Here is an 18,486-nt window from a genome sequence, read left to right on the forward strand (position 1 = left end):
TGCGATTGCCAAATGTATGGAATTGCAAACAGCGATATGCGAAATTGCAATTGGCAAACGGTAAGCTCTCATTGGACGCTGCGTCCGCGAACTGCGGGAGCTGGCGCGGTCCTGAAGAGCATAAGGCCATGCGCCGGTGGGGCGGCCGCAAATTCCATAAACAACGCGATCGCCAAGGCAGTGCGCGCCGCCCGAGGAAACTACCGCTTCCGCCGCCAACCCAGGGCAGAGTTGTCCGCACACGACAGAAACCGTCTCAAGCTCAAACCGGCCAACAAAATGTAAGGCGGCATGGCAAGCGAATAGTGACCACAGTTCAATGCCAAAATAGTTAGCCTGGCTCCGGCGTTCTCCAGCCTCTGCATGAAACTCTCCGAGAGCGCCGGCAATACCACTTTGTCTCTCTTGGCCAACACGACGTGAAGATCGAGATCAGGCCTTGCCAGACTTTGTGCGTAGTTCTCTAAGTTAAGTGGACCCCAGGCCCTTCTGAGATCGGTCAGCTCAATCTCAGGCTCAAGGCTATCGCGTATCGATCGCGTCGCGCGGCCCGTCCAGACCATGTCCGCTAGACTCCCCGCCGTCAGGAACAGCGAGGCTTTTGACACGGCCTGGTCGCGCGCAGCAATCAATCCCGCGACCCACGACCCTAAGCTCATACCAAGAACCGAAATCTCTCTATAGCCTTCGCTTTTCAACCAACGTATGAGCTTTCGCCCATCCAATACTGCCTGCCTTATGGACTGGATCGTTCGCCCGAGATTGGGGCTAAGCATATAATCGGCCTGGACGGAGCCAGGACGGCTGCGCTCGAAGTGATACGGCATGGCAATCTCGACAACGGTGATACCACGCCGCGAGAAAAAACTGGCAATCCGACGGTTCCGCGTGCTTGCATTCCAATGGTGAAAGATCACCATCGCCCGATCAAACGACCCGCTTTCTGTGACTTTCGCCCAAACAACATTGTTCGGTTCGATATCAGTCGCAATGTCCGACGGAAATTTTAGCCAGCCATCTTTCCATTCAAAACGCTCATCGCTCTCACTCGGCTCATCGAAAAAGGCTGGATCAGCCACGGCTTGGTCGGCAAGGACACAAAACTCCTCGATGCTTGCAATCTTCCCCGCGCCCGGAAAGGCGCGGTCCGCCTCAAGGATGAAATCCGTTGGTTTCTTCCCTACCTCACCGCGTCGCGCACGCCGCTCATCCCAACGATCAAGCCAGCTATGATACACTGTGATTTTTTCCTAATTCGCTTGCTCGCCATCGACCAAATCCGGGATCAAATAGGCCGTATGTCGCGAGCAGCACTCCAACGGCCAGCAGGATCGAAAAGCCAGCAAATGCATCGATCAGCAAGTAGCCAGCAACGAGTAACGCCACGACCGCCGACATCTTCCACAAGGGAACCTGAACCCGACTTCCGCCGCCTAACCGGATGGTCCCGTACACAAAAACAACACAGGTCGAAATAACGATAAGAAAGCTGCTGTAATGCGTCGGCATCCTATAGGCGATCCCGTCGCCCACGTCGTTGCCGCCATAGAAGGCTGACGACATATCGCCGACCAACCAAGCCACGATATTTTCTCCAGGCGATGTCAGGTAAGCACTCTGGAGCTTCATGACTATGGCGATCAGAACCCCCAAAACAGTACACCGAAAAATTCCGCGCATCACTCTGGGGCTGACTTGGTTGTGCTCGTGTTGATAATCCACTTCCGGCCGATTACTCGCTGCTTCTCCAATTCTCCAAAGATCATGGATCACCGTATAGAGCAAAATGAGACCTACGAAGAACAGATAAAAGCACAGGCACATGTATAGGTAAGCGAGCCCGGTGAATACGATCGCTTCTGGAACCGATATGACCTCAGGGCGCACAATCGCTAACGAGCCCCAATCCGTCGCATAGTTGCCACCACCTTTCATCAGCGGGAGCAAACACACGCCGATCCACTGAAAAAGACCGGCGAACAGCACACAAATCAAAAAAACCGCCCAATATGAATAGGAAGAAGCTTCTACGCTGCGCGCCCAGGCATCGTCGCTTTCCATCTTATTGCCATTCCCCACAAGCTTTGGGCGGCCTTCATCTTTCCAAAAGGTCACTAGCTCGGTCACGAAGGCAAAAAACAGTGGCAAAAATACCATGAAGACGAATGTCCAGTTCGCCGTCCAAAGAAACCCAACCTGCTTGACGACGCCATCCGCCCGGCCATATGTCACGCTGTGAATCCCGGTAATATACGACAAAAACCCAAGAGCGGTGACACCCGCAAACACCGACGCCGGTAAATTCAGGGGAGATCCGTGACTAAAAAACGCCTCCGATTTCCTCGCCAAACCAAAACGCCGCCTCGGCCCCTTGACGTCAGTATCCCGTTTTAGCTCTGCCGGAGACGCTGTGTCGTCATCGAAGGTCGGAGCCAGTGCTGTATCTGGAATCTCCTGTGCAACACTGCTTTCGGCTCTCTTCCATTCTCGTCTCTTGGCCGATAACCGCGATTGCGCCGCACTAAGCTCCATCTGCCATTCGCTGGTTGCCACCGGATCATCGCACCCAAAAACCCTCGCCAGCCAACGGATGTTGGCAGCGCTAATTCCCTTCTCGTTCTCTTGAAACCAAAGCTGCACTGTTCGCAGATCGACTCCAATCCGGTTGGAATCAATTTGTGAAATCGCTTCTGCAAGAAGCTCGGGCGTCCATGGGCCTGCAGGAAATCCATCTTTGCCCAATGGCCGACCCGCACCCGCAGCGGCCAATCGCTTGAATAATTCCTTGAAATCACTCCCGTCTCTCGGCGGCGGGAGAAATAACTTTCCATTCTTAAACAACTACTTGCAGGCTCTGGTTTCGCTTCGTTTCGCTAGTCTTCGTATCCTATCGTGCCTTCGTCCCTGATCAACGTATTTCTCAACTCGATGCAACGGGCGAGGGGCGGGCCGCAAATCACTCAGAGCAGGACAATGGCTGTTGAACTGGCGTGCAGCAACGAAGAAGCGCAGGAGACGGACGCAGTCGTGGATCTGATCGCGGCGCACCGCCGCGCCATTTCAGAGCTGGAGTGCCTCGGGAAACGTTTGATGCACGCCGAAGAGGCCGAGGCGGCACTGATCGGTCCGCGGCTTGACGCAGCGATGAAAAGCGAGACGGTTATTCGACGGCAGGCAGCGATGGCGCCGGTCGCCAATATTTGCGAGCTGAAAATCAAAGCCGCATATTTTAAGCGGCTCATGAACAACGGTTGGTGCGACGTTGATGCGGGCGACCTGCATGAGCTGCTGCGATCTTTCCTCGACTTGCCGGTCTAAGAAAGGAGGGCGGAAATCCAAGACACGAGCGCGTGCCATGCGGCATAGGCCAGCGCCGGCGCCGCAATGATGGCAATGAATACGACCGCCCCGGCTATGGCACCGTCTGTGCGACCCTCGACAGGGTAGTGGTAGCGGTTCGATTGATCCTCGTGGTTCATTGATTGCGCTCCCCTGCCCCCTTCAGCAGAAGTTCGATGGGATGTTGAAACTTTATCGCCCAAAGACCATCAGCTTTCATCTTCGCGTTGAGCTCAGCCACCAGATAATTGGCGCTGACGGCGTTGCCCTTCTGGTCGGTGGCGGCAAACGCGTAACCGGTCGCAATGAGGGCGGTCCCAAGGTCGATCGTATTGCCGCCGAGTTTCGCCCCGCACACGACAAAAGTCGCATTGTCCAGGGCCAAGGCGATAGGCTGACAAGTTACGGCCGCCGTCGAAAAAAGCGCGGCCAGGTGGGCGAGCGAGACGTCGCCGCAATCGAGCTCCTTGCCATTGGCATCCAGGGCGATCGTGCCGCGCAAGCATGATTGCACGCCATAAAGCCGGTAGAGCTTGCCGCGGTCGCGCCACGTATCTCCCGTCAGCAGTTCGACGCTTTTCGACACGAGGAAGGGCGCGGCTGTCGCGTTTGCTGGCGCGGCGCCTGCGGCGCTTACGGCGTGAGCGCACGTGAGTGCGAAGAACGCTGCGAGGCTAGTTCGCTTCATCGGTCTGGAACTGCTTGCCGAGATCGGAGGCATGTTCGAGATCGGGCCGCAGGGACTTGCCGTCCTTGTTGCGGCCGATCGCGGCCATGTCGAAGAAGACCATGGAATCGTCGTCATAAGCGACCGAATAAGGGTCGTTGGCATTGCCAGCCCCGACGAGCGCAAAGCATGAAACCGCGTCCGGAACGCCGGGCTGGCTTTTGAGGACCAGCGTCTTGCACAACACGACGGATGCGCGGGTGTTATAGACAGCGTCGTCGTAGTCCCGCACGGCCTTCGTGCAATCCCACTCCTCAGCCTTGTAGGTGATCTTGGGCTTCGGACAGGCCGCGAGGCCCCGCAGCCTATAGGTGACGCCGTTGATGACGCGTTCGGTCGCGGACTTGATCTCCACCGGCCTGGTTAGCGCTGTTACGTCGCGCTGAAAAAGGCCTCCGCGTGCATCGTAGCGCTCGTAGACGAAGGTCTTTTCGCCAGGTTTGGCGAACTTCTGCAGATACGCGGTCGACGGCTGCTCGAACGGATGCGGCTCGTTCGTGCCCAGATCGGCGGCGCTTAGGATGGTGCCGTGGAGCAACAATGCCGCGAGGAAGAAAAACTGCTTCATCGGAAAAATGGCCTCGATTCTGCTTCTCGTATTGACACTTTACTTTGGCTCCATGTACCCATAGTAAAATGTCAAAATCGGTAGCGCAATGAAAAACCGGATCGCGCTTGCGGTTTCTCTCTCCGCCGTCATGGCGTCATTCGTCGCACATGCGGATAACACGACCTCGACGCGCATCGCGGCGGCGTTTGCTCTGCCGGCCTACCCGGCCGTTTCGACCTTTTCCGATGCTGATCACGGATCGACGATTGGCGGCGGGTGTGCGCCGACGGATCGCAGGCGGGCCGCGGCCTTGGTGCGCCAGGTCGCCGAAGAAGAGGGCTTCGATCCCGATCTGAGCGAGGCGGTTGCCTGGGCAGAAAGCGACATGGGCGGCAAGCAAGGTCCCTCTCGCGCGGGCGCTCTCGGCATCATGCAGCTCATGCCGGCGACAGCGTCGCGTCTTGGTGTGGCCGACAGATGTGACGCCAAAGCCAATATCCGTGCGGGCGTCCGCTATCTGAAAGCGCTTTATAAGGAGTTCCATGATCCGCTGTTGATGTTGGCGGCCTACAATGCAGGCGAGCAGAATGTTTACAAAGCCAACGGCATCCCCGTGAACGACGAGACCACGAAATACGTGGTCAAGGTGCTCAATCGCTGGAAGCTCGGCAAGCTGATCAAGGCTCCCATTCCCAACCCTGTTGACGATTATCACACAGCCGCGACCGGCGGGGGCGATGGCGTCGCCTGGCAAGATGGTCACGTCATGGATTTTGGCAACTGAAAAAGGAGTGAGACGAGGATGGATTACAAAAAGGCGGGCAGGTTCGCCCTGCAGTTTACGGCCGCCGCGGCGATCGGAACGGCGTTGGCGCCGGCGAGCGCATACGCGCAGTCGGCTGCCCCGGTCGAGGGGGTGCTTGAATGGTTTGTCGGTGTCCTGCAAGGCAGCATTGCCCGATCTTTCGGGATCATAGCGGTTTGCTTTCTCGGCTTCCTCGCCATGACCGGCAGACTGGTGTGGATGATGGCGCTTTCGATCATCATCGGTATCGCTCTGGTGTTTGGCGCCGCAGCTCTGGTCGATTCCATCCGGTCCACCGCTGGAGGCGCGTGACCGATGGAGGACGAAGAGGTCTATGTCGAGCCGGTCAGCCTGCCTCTAACGCGCCCGCCGATGAAATGGGGTGTGCGCTACGAGGTGTTCGCGCTCAACGGCATGGCTGCCGTCATCGGATTCATCGCGACCAGCAGCTTCACGCTCGGCCTCGGCCTATTCAGCGCGACCCATCTGATCAGCGCCTATCTGTGCCAGCGCGACCCATACATCTTCCACATAGTCGAACGACGACTGTCGAAACGGGACGCGGTCGCGAACTCGGGCTTTTGGGGCGCGAGGAGCTATTCGCCGTGAGCGTGAACGCCGACCTGAAATTCGCGAAAGCGCGCAAACGGGAAAAGCCTGTCGAGGCGCATGTCCCCTATTTACGCCATGTCGACGACAACCTGGTCGTCACCAAAAGCGGCTTTCTGCTCGGCGTCATTCAGCTCAGCGGCCTGCCCTTCCAGACAATGGATCAGGCAGAGCTCAACAACCGCATGTTCAATCGCAACACGACATTCCGCAACCTCTCCACGTCCCGCTTTGCCGCTTATGCGACCATCATTCGCCGTCATGTGACGCCAGAGATCGAAGGAGATTTCGAAAACCCTTTCGTGGCGGAGCTCGATGCCCGCTACATGGACGAGTTGGGCTCGAAGAACCTGTTCGTCAACGAGGCTTTCCTGACGCTCATCCGCCGCCCGATGGTCGGGCGCGTCGGCTGGGTCGACAAGGCGCTCAACGCGTTCCGCATCAGCACGGCCGGCGAAGAGACTCGTGAAGAGGCCATGGCCGAATTGCACGATGTCCTCAATGGCGTCACCAAGGACTTTTCCGCATATGGCGCGCGGCTCCTGGGCGTTGTGACGCGACGCGACAGCGTGTTCTCCGAACCTGCCGAGTTCATCGCCAAGATCCTTGCCGGCGGCGCGGATGTGGAAATGCCGCTGCCGCGCATGAGCTTGGCGAGCGCCTGTGCGACCCGGCAAATCTTCTTCGGCAAATCCGCTCTGGAGATCAGGGGAGCGCAGACCAGCAAGATTGGCGCCATGGTGTCCATCAAGGAATACCCGCCCTTCACGGCACCCGGGTCGCTTGATGGGCTGTTGCGGCTGCCGCATGAATTCATCCTCACGCAGTCGTTCGCGATTGAGGATCGCGTGACGGCCATGCGCCGCATCAACACCATCTCGAACCAGGTCAGCGGTTCGGATGAGGCCGGAACCACGGTCGAGGATTCAGTGCACGCCGGCGCCGACAAGCTTGCCGGTGGCGAGGTCGTTTTCGGACAACACCACATGACGGTAATGGCGCTCGCGGCCGACGTGCCAAGGCTGAACCGCTCCTTGTCCGACATCACCGCCGAACTGTCGCGCATGTCGGTCGTTCCGGTGCGGGAAACGCTCAACACCGAACTTGCGTTTTGGGCACAGCTGCCCGGCAATTTCAGCTACATTGCGCGCCGCGCCCTGATCTCGTCGCTGAACTTTGCCGGGCTGTTCTCCGGCCACAATTTTCCCTCAGGCCAGCGTGAGGGACTGCACTGGAAGCGGCCGATCGCGCTCCTCGAGACGACCAGCCAGACAGCCTATTATTTCAACTTTCACGTTCACGACGTGGGTCACTTCACCGTTTTCGGACCGACGGGTTCGGGCAAGACGGTCGTGCTGTCATTCCTGATGGCGCAGGCGATGCGGATTTCGCCGCGGCCGCGATGCGTCTACTTCGACTATATGCGCGGCGCCGAGCTTTTCATCCGCGCGCTCGGCGGCCGCTACGAAGTCATGGAGCCGATGCAGGCCACCGGCTTCGCGCCGCTCCAGCTCGAAGACACGGCAGAAAACCGCACGTTTCTCGAGGGGCTGCTGCGCTACATCCTGACCCCAGACGACGGTTCGCTCGACGTGGCCGAAATGCGCGTGATCAACACGGCCGTCGACAAGGTCTACAAGATCCCGCGCCAGCAGCGCACGTTCGAGTTGCTGCCGGAAGTGCTGCGCGGCTCGCTGGCGCCGGGGATGAACGATCTCGCAGCGCGCATTGAACCGTGGCTCGATCCTGGCGACAAGGGCTGGCTTTTCAACAACCCCGTCGATCTCGTCGATTTCTCGAAGCCGGTGGTCGGGTTCGACATGACAAAAATCCTGGCCGACAAAAAATTCCGCTCGGCGGCCCTGCTTTACATCTTCCATCGGCTCGAAGAGATCATCGACGGCACGCCGCTTCTGATGTTCCTCGATGAAGGCTGGAAGCTGCTCGATGACGAGGTGTTTGCCGCCTTCATCAACGAGACGCTCAAAACAATCCGCCGGCGCAATGGTGTCGTCGGCTTTGGCACCCAGACCGCCGAGGATGTGGTGAACTCGTCGATCTCGTCCTCGCTGATCGAGCAGACGAAAACCAACATCTTTTTCCCCAATCCGAAGGCGAGCAAGGATTCCTACATGGCGCGTTTCTCGCTGACGGCGAAGGAGTTCGAGTTCGTGCGCCGTACGCCCAAGGAAACGCGCACGTTCCTGGTCAAGCACGACAGCGATTCCATAGTGGCCAAGCTCGACCTGTCGGCCATGCCCGATCTCATCAAGGTGCTGTCGACCAACGAAGCCAGCATCAAGGAATGCGAACGGCTGCGCGAGATTTACGGACAAGAGCCGGAAGCGTGGCTGCCTTACCTTTGCGGATGGGAGAGCGAGCATGAAGAAGCGGCTTAGCAGCGTGATCGCCGCGGCCGCGATCATGCCTGGGCAGATCACAGCTCTCCCGGCGGTGGCCCAGGTCGCCGTCATCGACGGTTCCAATCTGGATCAGCGCGCGCAGGACGAAGAGCACAGCGAAAAATCGAACGAAACAAAATCCGACGAGAAGGAGAAGAAAAAGAGCCTCGTCTGCACCTATACGAACAAGTACAGGTCGCAAATGTTCAGCCGCTCCCCTGGCGAGGCGCTGAGCCGCGACGCCGAAAACGCAAAGCTCATCCGTTACTATGCGCAAAAATATGGCGTTCCGGAGGGCCTGGCGTTGTCGGTCGCCTACCAGGAATCCCGCTTGGACAGCTGTGCCGGCTCGCACACCGGCGTCAAGGGCGTGATGCAACTGACAAAGGGAACGGGCAGGCAACTCGGCTTCGATCGCGACATCAACGAGCAAAACATCGAGGGTGGCGTCAAATATCTCGGCAAAGGCGTCGCACAATGCGGCGCCAGCAATTACAGCTGCCTGGCGAGCTTCTATAACGGCTCGAATGCCGCCGAACAGGCTGAGTGGGCTTCGGGCGTCGGCCGATGGCACGGCACCTTCGACAATTACGTCTCCAGCGGACAGGCGCCGGCGGCGTCCCCGCCGGCGATCAGCATCGTGACCTCGAGCGGACCGGGCGGCACTGCCCAAAGCGGCGCTCTCGATTCCGTCTCCAAGGCCGCGGCCGGCCTCGACACCAGCTCCGCCCAGGTGACGGCCAATTCCTCGCGGATCGACGCGCTTGCCGGCGGCGTCGGACAGGTGGGCGAATATAAGGACGCCTGGGAACTCAACTCGTCCGCCCGAAGTCTCAATGCCGGTGTGACCGGCCAATATATAAATCAGGCCTCGGACTTCACGGCCCTGCTCGCTCAGTTCCTGTCGTTGAAAAACGTCGGAGCCTCGCAGACCGCGCGGGCCATTGCTGGGACGCCGGATGGCGGGCCAAATCCCTTTTCATGCGACCCGGCCGAGCTGCAACGGCTGCGGCTCGATCGCAGCCAATGGCTGCCTTGTGCCAGCCGGACCCCTGGGAGCGTTTCTCAGGACGCGCAGCCCGTGCAAATCAACGCCGATCCGACCGGCGCGGCGCGTGTGATCGAAGCAATCCAGGAATAGGAGGCTTATGTGAGAAAAATCGCTTTCGCGGCATGTGTAACACTTCTGTCCAGCGCCGCTCATGCGCAGATCGCCGTCATCGACAACGCGAATTTGGACATTGCCCGCCAGAACGCGGACAACACCAATTCGATCATGGGCTCCAACAAGGACATCCTCGAGAAGAGCGATCAGATCCTGCAAGCCCTGACCGGCAGCCGCAACGGCTCTCTCGGCATCGGCCAAATGGGCCTGGGCGGCAACATGTCGATTGCGCGAGCGCCGAGCTTCGGATCGATCCTGAATGGAGGCGCGCTGTCTTTCGGTGGGCTGTCGCCGGAAATCCAGAAGATCGCCGGAGCGGTGATCAACGGCCTGCAGCTGGTCAAACAGCTCCAGCAAATCACCGGCAATGGCAGCAGTGCCGTCAATGCAGCCTATGGCGGCAGCGTCAACGTCGCGTCGCTGTTGAGCGCCCTCACCTCTCAGGCCTCGCAAGGGGTCGCGCAACGCGAACAGTCGTTGCAGTCGGCCAGCGGCCAGATCGGACAGTCCGAGGATGTCAAAGGCTCGGTCGATCAGAACACGCGCATGCAGCTCGAGAACGCGCGAGCGGTCAATGAACTCATCGGCGTCCAGAATGGCGCCGTCGCCGCGCTCAACGAGGAAATGAAGACGCGGCTTTTGCGGCAAAGCCAGGTGCAAAAGCTGATGACGCCGGCGCAAGTCAATCCGTTCGAAAATTTTGGCAAAAGCGGAACTGATCGTTGAGGGCGCGAGCGAAACGCATGCCAGCTTGGTGGCGGCGGGTCGGCGTGGTCGCCGTCGCGCTGGTGAGCTCCATGGTAGGCGGCTGCGCCGGGCCAGGTCGCGAGCTCAAGGCGCCGTGCGCGCCGCTGGCCTATGCCGGCGACGCTAGCTGCGGACCCTTGAAGCCGGTCAACGCGCCGCCCTTCGATCGTGTTGTCGAGGATGGATGAACGGCCTGGCGACAAGCATTCTGGGAGGCATCGACGACGTCGGAAAGGGCTTTGTTTCCAGCGTCTACATGCAGCTCGGCTATGCACTGGGCAATGTCTACGCGCTCATGCTCACCGTTTACATAATTTGGTGGGGTTACTCGATCCTCAGCGGCCGCGAGACGATCTCCCCGATCGAGTCGGCATATCGCCTCGGACGCGCGGTGGTCATTTATCTGCTGCTGAATGGGTGGGGCACGTTCTCCGAGACGATCTACAAGCTGGTGCAGGCCGTGCCGAGCGAGATCGGCAAAATCATCGTCGGGGCCGTCTCGCGCGCCACCGGCAACCAGCTCTCGGATCAAGATGCGATCCCGGCCCTGATCGACAATCTCTACCGCGGTGCCCAGGACGTTGCCAATCAGGTCTACAGCGGCACATTTTACGACATATTCGGCGCGCTGCTTTCCACCATCGTGCTTCTGGCCGCCATCATCTTTTCGGCGCTTGCGATCGCCGCAATCATCGCGGCCAAGATCATGCTGTTCATCACTTTGGCGCTCGCGCCGGTCTGGATTGTGCTTTGGCTCTACCGGTGGTCAACCCGGATGAGCGAAGGCTTCATCTCGCTCACCACCTATCTGATCATCCAGCAAATCCTCATCTACGGCTTCCTGGGCTTTTATTTTTCGCTGGTCAATCTTGCCTTGAACACTGCCACGTCGGGAGGCGCCAGCGTCGACAACAAAATGTCGATGGTCCTGCCGCTCGTCCTGGTCACGATCATCGGCATCTATGTGCTCATGCAAATCCCGGCGATCGCCTCGATCCTGAACGGCGGCGGCTATCTGAGCACAGTCGGCGCATACCGCTCCTATGGGAATGTGCCGGGCAATGTTGCCCGCTATTCCGGCGCGCGGTTTGTCGCAAATCGTTGGCAGCGGCTGAGATCATCCCGCAGCAGCGAGGCCGCTCGATCATCCATTCAGCAGGCGGCGCGCGATAACGCGAGACCCCTGGCATAGACCGCGAGCATCCGCCCTGAGAAGCGCGGCTAATGGCTGGTTTGGGAGCTTTGACAATGAGGCTAAAGTAAAGTGGCAAAAATGCAGGCAAGCATCCCCGCCGAGCCCGGCAGACTCGTTGACGAGCGCTACTATCAGGCCGGCGCGACATGGGAGGACGACACGCACAGGTCTCTGAGACGTTCGCGCACGCTGGCCTGGCTTGTCAGTGGCGTCGCGAGTGTCGTTGCGGGCCTGTCGTTGCTGACGCTCGTGCTCATCCTTCCGCTCAAGCGATTCGAGCCCTATGTGATCGAGGTCGACAAGACGACCGGATATCTCGAAGTTGCGCGCGCGCTGAAACCCGGCGATCTGTCGCAGAACGAAGCGGTCACGGCCGCCAATCTCGTCCGCTATATCCGCGCCCGTGAAACCTATGACGCGCGCGAGATCAAGCAGAACTACGATCTGGCGCAGCTTTATTCGACGGGAACGGCGTCCAGGGATTTGACCTGGCTTTACACGCCGTCCAACGCGCAATCCCTCGACAAGGTCTACGGGCGCAACGTCACCATTTCCGTCGACGTCAAGTCGGTTTCACTGCTCAACAGCACGACGGCGTCGGTGCGGTTTTCGACCACGACGCGTCGCGAGAATTCTTCCACGACCGACAATTGGGTGGCCGTGGTCAAGTTCCGTTACACGACGACGCCGATCAAGAACGAATGGCGCTTCGACAATCCGCTTGGCTTCCAGGTGATCGAATACCGTCGCGATCAGGAGTCGGCGCCAACGGCCGGGAGCGCGCAATGAAGACCCACATTGGCGCCGCTCTCTCCCTGCTGATTTTGCTCGGCTCGACCAGCTACGCTGCCGCGCGCGACAATCGTATCCGCTACGTGCCTTTCGACAACGACAATGTGACGACGGTCAATGCGGCGCTCGGCGTCTCCACCATGATCGAGCTCAGCCCGTCCGAGGTGATCGAAACGGTTTCAGCTGGCGACACGAAGGGCTGGTCGATTGTGCCCAAACGCGGCTCGCGCTTTCTGTTCATCAAGCCGCTCGAACAGGATGCCTGGACGAACGTCAACGTCGTTACCGACCGGCGCGTCTATTCGCTGTTGCTCAAAGCCACCGACAGCGATCGCGACCGTGCGTCGTTCCAGGTCCGATTCAGATACGCGGATGAGGATCAAGATGCGCGCTTGCTTGCCCAGGCCCAGCAAAGCGCTGCCGATCCCGACCTCAAGAACCTCAACTATGCCGATCTCAACTACCATTACGTCTATGTCGGCGATGACAGCCTGAAGCCGCGCGTCGCTTTCGACGACGGCACCAAGATGTTCCTGGAGTTCACCGGCGACATCCCGGCCATCTTCGTCGTCGATGAAAAAGGTCAGGAATCGCTGGTCAATCAGAGGACCCAGGGAAAATACACGATCGTCGACAAGATCGGCCGGCAATTCACGCTGAGGGCCGACGGCAAAACGCTCTGCCTCTACAATCGAGCGCGGCCGTCCAAGTCGGACCCTGTCTCCGACGTCTACGGGCCGAGGAAGCTGGTGCGCGGGGCCGGCCCCTTCTCTTCCCCGACCGCAAGGGGACGATAGATGAGCAACATCGACTATAACGAGCTTGATGGCGGTCCGACCGTCGCTCGACGCTATGCCGGGGTGGGCGCAAAAGTCGCCATGGTCGCCGCGGGGCTGATTGTGGCGATCGCGCTGATCTGGATCAATTGGCCCCGCGAGCCGCGCTCTCGTGATGCGGCCTCGGACGCAAGCGACAATTTCAACCCGCCTGAATTTCGCCCGCCGGCGCTGGCCGAGACGCCTCAAGCGGCCGACAAGACTATCGACCAGATCGTTGTGCCACCGCCCGCGGAAGGGGAAGCAAGCAAGCAACAGGCCGACAATGTCGATCAGACGGTCGACCAGGGCGCCGATCTCGATGCGCAGCGGCGCGCGATCGAAGCCCAACTGGCGGCCGAGCAGGCGCGCCGCAAAGCCGAAGAGGAAGAGGCACGCCGCAAGCAAGCGGCCGACGAGGAGGCCCGCCGGAAGGCTGAGGAGGCTGAGCGGCAAAAGGCAATGTGGGAGCGCCTGCGGTCGAACCAGATGATTACGAGTGAGCAACCAAACTCGGCCGCCGGTCACGATCAGCCGGCCCAGGCGCAGATCGCCGCCGACGGTCAGCTTGTTCCGGTGCCTGGCGCCGACAACGATCCGAACAAGGCTTTCCTCGCGCAATCGGAAACCCATTCGAACGCGATGGCGAAGGCGCGGGTTTTCCGGCGCACCGATGCTTTGATCCCTGAAGGCACGATGATCCGCGGATTTCTGGAGACCGCCATCAACACCGATCTGCCCAGCATGGTTCGCGCGGTGGCGCGCGAAGACGTCTATTCGCTCGACGGCCGTCGCATTCTGATCCCGAAAGGCTCTCGGCTCACCGGCGAATATCGTTCGGGGATCGCGCGCGGGCAAAAGCGTGTGTTCATCGTCTGGAACCGCGTCATCCGTTCCGACGGCGTGTCGGTCGACATCGCCTCGCCTGGCGCCGACCGTCTCGGACGGGGCGGTCTCGGCGGCCGCGTCGATACGCATTGGCTCGAACGCTACGGCAATGCGATCATGCTTTCGGTCGTTGGCGGCGTTTCGGAGTACCTGTCCTCCCTAGCCGACAATGGCAGCGACAGCCAGCAACGGCAGGTGACGACCGTTGACCCGGTGACAGGGCAGACCGTCACGACCACCTATGGCGGCTCCGGTTCGCAACCCGACGCCCGCGGCATCGCCTTCGACAAATCCTCGACGGCGCTGCAGCAGCTGGCACAAGAAGCGTTCCGCGACACACAAAACATCCCGCCGACGATCTACGTCGACCAGGGCACGCCGATCGTCGTCTTCGTGCGCCGGGATCTCGATTTTTCCGAGCTCTATGCCGATCCGGTGGAAGAGGAGCTGGCTCGACTGAAGCGCGGCGGCAAGCCGGCAAGTGCGCTCGATCCGACGCCGCTCTTCATGACGCCGAAGGCTGAGGCTGGTCCCTATGACTCAGGCTACGGGACTCCGGTCAGATGAACGTTGTGCAGCCTGTGCCGAACCCCTGGGCGCGCGCACCGGTGCTGCGCGCCGAACTGGAACCGATCTGGCCCTACATGGAGGAACAATCGGTTTCCGAAATCGCCGTCAACCGACCCGGCGAAGTTTTCATCGAGCGGCTGGGTACAAAGGAGATGGAGCACGTCGTCAAACGCGAGCTCACCAGAAACTGGATCCGCTCGGTCTCGGTTGGCGTCGCTTCGGTCACCAGCCAGGTCGTCAACGAGGTCACGCCGGTCTTGTCGGCAGCTCTCCCCTCGGGCGAGCGTTTTCAATGCGTGCTGCCGCCGGCGGCACCGGATGGCGGCGCGATCTCCATCCGCAAGCAGGTCATCATGGACATGACCCTTGGCGACTACGCCAAGATGGGCGCCTTCGAACAGACCGAGATGGGCAGTGGCCTGGCGCTCTCGGCCGAAGAAAAGCAGCTCGCCGAAATGCTGGATGACACCTCGCCGTTGGAATTTCTGCAATACGCGGTTCGCAATCGCATTTCCCTCATTGTCTCCGGCGGCACGTCGACCGGCAAGACAACCTTCCTCAATGCGTTGTTGAAGATCATCCCCTCTCATGAGCGTATCATAACCATCGAGGATACGCGCGAGCTCAAGCCGGCGACTGGCAACACCGTGACGCTGCTTGCCTCGAAAGGCGACCAGGGGCTTGCCAGGGTTACGCCGCAACAGCTACTCGAGGCGTCATTGCGCATGCGCCCCGACCGGCTGCTGCTCGGCGAGCTGCGCGGTGCCGAGACATTTTCCTTCCTGCAAGCCATCAACACCGGCCATCCTGGTTCGTTGACAACCGTTCACGCCAATTCGGCCCGCTCGGCCTATGAGCGCCTGGCCCTCATGGTCATGCAAAGCAATGTCGGGCTCTCTCGCAGCGAGATCCTTGACTACCTCCGCGAGGTGATCCCGGTCGTCGTGCAAATGGTGCGCGGCGACGGCGGACGCCGCTCGATCAGCGAAATCAAATTCACGAAGGCTGAGACGATCTAACGAGGACGCACAATGGAAAAGATCGCTGGCAGGATTTTCCTGGCGTTGATGGCCATGGTGCTGGGCGCGTTGCTGTTTGTGGTCGCATACGCGGCGACCGACTGGTACCGGACCGGATCGCATTTTCTCTTCGACAGCCTGAATGCGGACCCGCGGCCAGTCTTCAGCTACGCCTGGACGGACCTGAAAGCTGGAAGCTTCGCAAAGCTGCAATACGCCGGCGCCGCGGCCCTATTCGGCTTCGTCCTGCCGCTCGCCGTCGCATTCTTGATGCGGCCGCCCAAGCGCAACGACGCAAAATTCATGTCGATGGCCGACGTTCGCCGAGCCGGCCTGCTGAAGCCGAGGGGCATCTTCATCGGACGCGCCGGCGGCAGACTGGTCAACGTCTTTGCCCCGCACCGCGATCGGCGCACCGGCAAATTGCGCCTGACGCGCCCGAGAGTTCGCGGCGGCAGGAAGCTTTGGATCGACGGCGATGACGTCGGCGGCTTCGTCATCGGACCGCCAAGGTCGGGCAAGGGCGCAGCGCTGATCATCCCCAACGCGCTGATGTGGCCACATTCGCTGGTCGTTCTTGATCTGCGCGGCGAGACATATGAGGCGACAGCCGGCCACCGGGCCACCTTCAGCCAGGTCGTCCGCTTCGCGCCGGCCGACCGCGACGGCAACACCGCCTTCTATAACCCGATGGACTTCATTTCGCTTGATTCGGCTCAGCGGGACATCGACCTGCGCAACATGGCGGCCGCGCTCTTTCCGCGGCCGCCTGCCAATGCCGATCCTTACTGGGTCAACGATGCGCGCCTCCTCTTCACCGGCATTGCCTCTTACGTCATGGAGTCCACGCGGATCGCCGACGAAAACCGCAGCTTCGCCACGATCCTCAAGATCATGAACGGCGCCGACGAGCCGATCCTGGAGTTCCTGGCAAGCCTGCGCGACACCCGCCGGCATGAAGTTTCCGATTTTACGCTGCAGACGCTTCTGCCCTATGCGGACATGGCGGAGAAGCAGTTTTCCGGTCTCTATGCCGGCGTGCGCACCGGCATGGCGCCCTTCCTGAACGAGCGGCTGATGCGGGCAACTGCGCGGAGCTCCTTCGACATCCGCAATCTCAAGACCGAGCGGGTCTCGCTCTATCTCGATTTCCGGCGCGAGCAGATGGCTTCGCTGGGCCCGCTTTTCAACGTGCTCATCACGCAGATGATGAACTTCATGTCCGAATCCATGCCTCGCCCCGGCGAACACCAGGTGCTTGTCCTGCTCGACGAATTTCAGAACCTCGGCAAGCTTGAGAAAGTGACTGACATGGCGACCGTTCTTGGCGGCCATGGCGTGCCGATGTGGTTTTTCGTGCAGTCGCTCAAATCGGTCGACGAGATCTACCGCAAGGAAAGCCGCGAAACGCTTATCAACGCTGCCCGAGTCCAGATCTTCTTCGGCGCCCAGGAGACCGACGATCTGCGCTACGTCTCCGAGCAGATAGGCGAAACGTCCGAACCCCAGAAGGACGTCACCAGGACGCAAGCCAGCCTTTTCGACACCTATTACACGCGCTCGGTTCACAGCAAGCAAGTGCGTCGGCCGTTGATGCGTCCGGACGAAATTCGCACCATGAACAAGAACAAGGTCGTCATTCTGCCGCGCGGCGAAAATGCAATCCTTGCGACTCGCAATTTCTATTTCGCTGATCGAGAGCTCTCCAGGCGGGCTTTCATGGCACTCCCGGAGAGCCCGAACGCACAGCCGGCCAAACCAGTCGCTGCCACCGCTCCCTTCCCCTCCCCGTCCGTCCAGTCGATCGTGCCGGTCGGCCCACGCTACCGCTCCGGCATCACACACTCGCGGCTGCAGCGCGGTGCGACCTTCGCTGCAAAAGTCGGACGTGCCGAACGGCCAATCGCCCGCCGTCGAGTGCCCGGGCCGCAAAGGGCCGGCATTGAGGCGACCCTCATCCCGCCGGCAGCGGGGGCGCCGGTAACTGCCGTCGATTTTTCGGCTTTGGCGGCCCTGGCGGCGGCGACCAGGATCTCGCCGCAAAAAGTGGCCGTGATCGCGGCCATTCTCGCCGAGGCTAAATCTTTCCGTTCGCAGTCGACTGACTCCGAGACATTCGATCGCAATTTAAGCGTCGTCGCGGAAGCATTGCCAGACGTGGTGGACGAGTGATCCCTACGGGGAGCGTTGTCGATCCCTTGCGGGGGGCAACGCATCATTCCGCTTCTTGCGAACGAGGTCATTGACGTTCGGGATGGGGAATCAGGGCGCTTTCCGGTTGATAACGCATGCAGTGGAATTCAGATTCTCAACCGACTATCGGTCTCGTTCGCTTCACTCGAAATCCAGTCGCGAAACTTCTTGAACTTTGCAATATGCTCCCTTCCCCGCGTGGGTGATCGCATATTATCTGCCCGGCGTAGGCCCCGAATTACCGATCGCGACCGGACCTGCGTTGGCGATCTCCTGCCGTTCGCGTAGTCCAGCCAAGACAAGCGTAGGGTTGCACGGGGCCAGCAGTGCCAGTCACTCGTCAATCACGGCGGTACTCCACCGGCGTGCTGACAGATGACAGTCAGCGCATATACTTCTAAGACCGTCAACGATTTCGAATGCGTTCCTGAGAAGGCGTATGTCCGAAATGTTTTGCGTAGGAAGCTGAAAAATAGGAACTTGAGCAAGTTCCAGTCGCGATGCCTATATCGATGTTTGGCAGATTGGTGTGGAGCAGCAAATCCCTCGCTTGCTCAAGACGGAGTATCTTCGTAGTATCGGGCGGGCGAAGAGTCCGCATAGCGATGGAAAAGGCGCTCGAGATTTCTAATACTCATCCCACAAGTGCGCGCGATCAATTCAATGCTGA

The 18,486-nt window shown here is 60.0% G+C and carries 20 protein-coding genes; 14 read left to right on the plus strand and 6 right to left on the minus strand.

The genetic code is table 11. The features are described 5' to 3' along the window. Positions 1-200: 200 nt before the first annotated feature. Positions 201-1,238: an RcgR family putative quorum lactone hydrolase gene (locus tag CIT25_RS29650; RefSeq protein ID WP_095488706.1), complete on the minus strand. Its 1,038-nt coding sequence runs from the start codon at positions 1,236-1,238 to the stop codon at positions 201-203. Beyond that, positions 1,228-2,841, minus strand: a complete 1,614-nt coding sequence (locus tag CIT25_RS29655) for an RcgA family putative transporter (RefSeq protein WP_095488707.1) — start codon at positions 2,839-2,841, stop codon at positions 1,228-1,230. The genes CIT25_RS29650 and CIT25_RS29655 overlap by 11 nt, the downstream gene beginning before the upstream one ends. A gap of 132 nt (positions 2,842-2,973) precedes the next feature. On the opposite strand from CIT25_RS29655, the gene CIT25_RS29660 reads away from it, so the two are divergent. Next, positions 2,974-3,318, plus strand: coding sequence for a hypothetical protein (locus CIT25_RS29660; RefSeq protein WP_095488708.1), 345 nt, complete (start codon positions 2,974-2,976; stop codon positions 3,316-3,318). On the opposite strand, the gene CIT25_RS36580 is transcribed toward CIT25_RS29660, so the two are convergent. The 3 genes from CIT25_RS36580 to CIT25_RS29670 all read right to left on the minus strand — a co-directional run bounded on the left by CIT25_RS36580 (position 3,315) and on the right by CIT25_RS29670 (position 4,634). Continuing rightward, complete coding sequence (locus CIT25_RS36580; RefSeq protein ID WP_158302676.1) at positions 3,315-3,479, minus strand: hypothetical protein; 165 nt, start codon at positions 3,477-3,479, stop codon at positions 3,315-3,317. The genes CIT25_RS29660 and CIT25_RS36580 overlap by 4 nt on opposite strands. Then, positions 3,476-3,925 (minus strand): succinoglycan biosynthesis protein exoi, encoded by a 450-nt coding sequence (locus CIT25_RS29665; protein WP_095488709.1) that lies wholly within the window; start codon positions 3,923-3,925, stop codon positions 3,476-3,478. The genes CIT25_RS36580 and CIT25_RS29665 overlap by 4 nt, the downstream gene beginning before the upstream one ends. Before the next feature lie 88 nt (positions 3,926-4,013). After that, a complete protein-coding gene (locus CIT25_RS29670; protein WP_095488710.1) occupies positions 4,014-4,634 on the minus strand; it encodes a cystatin family protein in 621 nt (206 codons plus the stop codon). An 88-nt stretch (positions 4,635-4,722) separates the two neighbouring features. On the opposite strand from CIT25_RS29670, the gene CIT25_RS29675 reads away from it, so the two are divergent. From CIT25_RS29675 to CIT25_RS29735, 13 genes are all read left to right on the plus strand, one after another. Beyond that, entirely contained in the window at positions 4,723-5,400 is a 678-nt protein-coding gene (locus CIT25_RS29675; RefSeq protein WP_095488711.1) for a lytic transglycosylase domain-containing protein, read from the plus strand. Positions 5,401-5,418: 18 nt separating this feature from the next. Further along, positions 5,419-5,733, plus strand: a complete 315-nt coding sequence (locus tag CIT25_RS29680) for a TrbC/VirB2 family type IV secretion system protein (RefSeq protein ID WP_095488712.1) — start codon at positions 5,419-5,421, stop codon at positions 5,731-5,733. Positions 5,734-5,736: 3 nt separating this feature from the next. Continuing rightward, positions 5,737-6,030, plus strand: coding sequence for a VirB3 family type IV secretion system protein (locus tag CIT25_RS29685; RefSeq protein WP_095488713.1), 294 nt, complete (start codon positions 5,737-5,739; stop codon positions 6,028-6,030). Continuing rightward, the gene (locus tag CIT25_RS29690; RefSeq protein ID WP_095488714.1) at positions 6,027-8,429 is read left to right on the plus strand and encodes a VirB4 family type IV secretion/conjugal transfer ATPase; all 2,403 of its coding nucleotides are present in this window, start codon (positions 6,027-6,029) and stop codon (positions 8,427-8,429) included. Before CIT25_RS29685 ends, CIT25_RS29690 begins: the two co-directional genes overlap by 4 nt. After that, a complete protein-coding gene (locus tag CIT25_RS29695) occupies positions 8,413-9,573 on the plus strand; it encodes a transglycosylase SLT domain-containing protein (RefSeq protein WP_095488715.1) in 1,161 nt (386 codons plus the stop codon). The genes CIT25_RS29690 and CIT25_RS29695 overlap by 17 nt, the downstream gene beginning before the upstream one ends. Before the next feature lie 9 nt (positions 9,574-9,582). Beyond that, positions 9,583-10,323 carry a type IV secretion system protein gene (locus CIT25_RS29700; RefSeq protein WP_095488716.1) on the plus strand — a complete coding sequence of 247 codons (741 nt, stop codon included), beginning with the start codon at positions 9,583-9,585 and terminating at the stop codon, positions 10,321-10,323. A gap of 17 nt (positions 10,324-10,340) precedes the next feature. Then, a complete protein-coding gene (locus tag CIT25_RS29705; protein WP_095488717.1) occupies positions 10,341-10,532 on the plus strand; it encodes a hypothetical protein in 192 nt (63 codons plus the stop codon). Beyond that, complete coding sequence (locus CIT25_RS29710) at positions 10,529-11,536, plus strand: TrbL/VirB6 family protein (protein WP_095488718.1); 1,008 nt, start codon at positions 10,529-10,531, stop codon at positions 11,534-11,536. The genes CIT25_RS29705 and CIT25_RS29710 overlap by 4 nt, the downstream gene beginning before the upstream one ends. Before the next feature lie 81 nt (positions 11,537-11,617). Next, a complete protein-coding gene (locus tag CIT25_RS29715; protein WP_095488719.1) occupies positions 11,618-12,328 on the plus strand; it encodes a VirB8 family type IV secretion system protein in 711 nt (236 codons plus the stop codon). Continuing rightward, positions 12,325-13,128: a TrbG/VirB9 family P-type conjugative transfer protein gene (locus CIT25_RS29720; protein ID WP_158302677.1), complete on the plus strand. Its 804-nt coding sequence runs from the start codon at positions 12,325-12,327 to the stop codon at positions 13,126-13,128. Before CIT25_RS29715 ends, CIT25_RS29720 begins: the two co-directional genes overlap by 4 nt. Further along, positions 13,129-14,601 (plus strand): type IV secretion system protein VirB10, encoded by a 1,473-nt coding sequence (gene virB10, locus CIT25_RS29725; protein ID WP_095488721.1) that lies wholly within the window; start codon positions 13,129-13,131, stop codon positions 14,599-14,601. After that, positions 14,598-15,623, plus strand: coding sequence for a P-type DNA transfer ATPase VirB11 (gene virB11 / locus CIT25_RS29730; protein ID WP_095488722.1), 1,026 nt, complete (start codon positions 14,598-14,600; stop codon positions 15,621-15,623). The genes virB10 and virB11 overlap by 4 nt, the downstream gene beginning before the upstream one ends. Before the next feature lie 12 nt (positions 15,624-15,635). Then, positions 15,636-17,795 (plus strand): type IV secretory system conjugative DNA transfer family protein, encoded by a 2,160-nt coding sequence (locus tag CIT25_RS29735; RefSeq protein ID WP_095488723.1) that lies wholly within the window; start codon positions 15,636-15,638, stop codon positions 17,793-17,795. A 427-nt stretch (positions 17,796-18,222) separates the two neighbouring features. Here the strand turns inward: CIT25_RS29735 and CIT25_RS38595 are convergent, their stop codons facing one another. Continuing rightward, positions 18,223-18,417, minus strand: coding sequence for a helix-turn-helix domain-containing protein (locus CIT25_RS38595; RefSeq protein WP_095488724.1), 195 nt, complete (start codon positions 18,415-18,417; stop codon positions 18,223-18,225). Positions 18,418-18,486: the final 69 nt, after the last annotated feature.

It is taken from the genome of Mesorhizobium mediterraneum (assembly GCF_002284565.1).
GTDB classification, from domain to species: domain Bacteria; phylum Pseudomonadota; class Alphaproteobacteria; order Rhizobiales; family Rhizobiaceae; genus Mesorhizobium; species Mesorhizobium mediterraneum.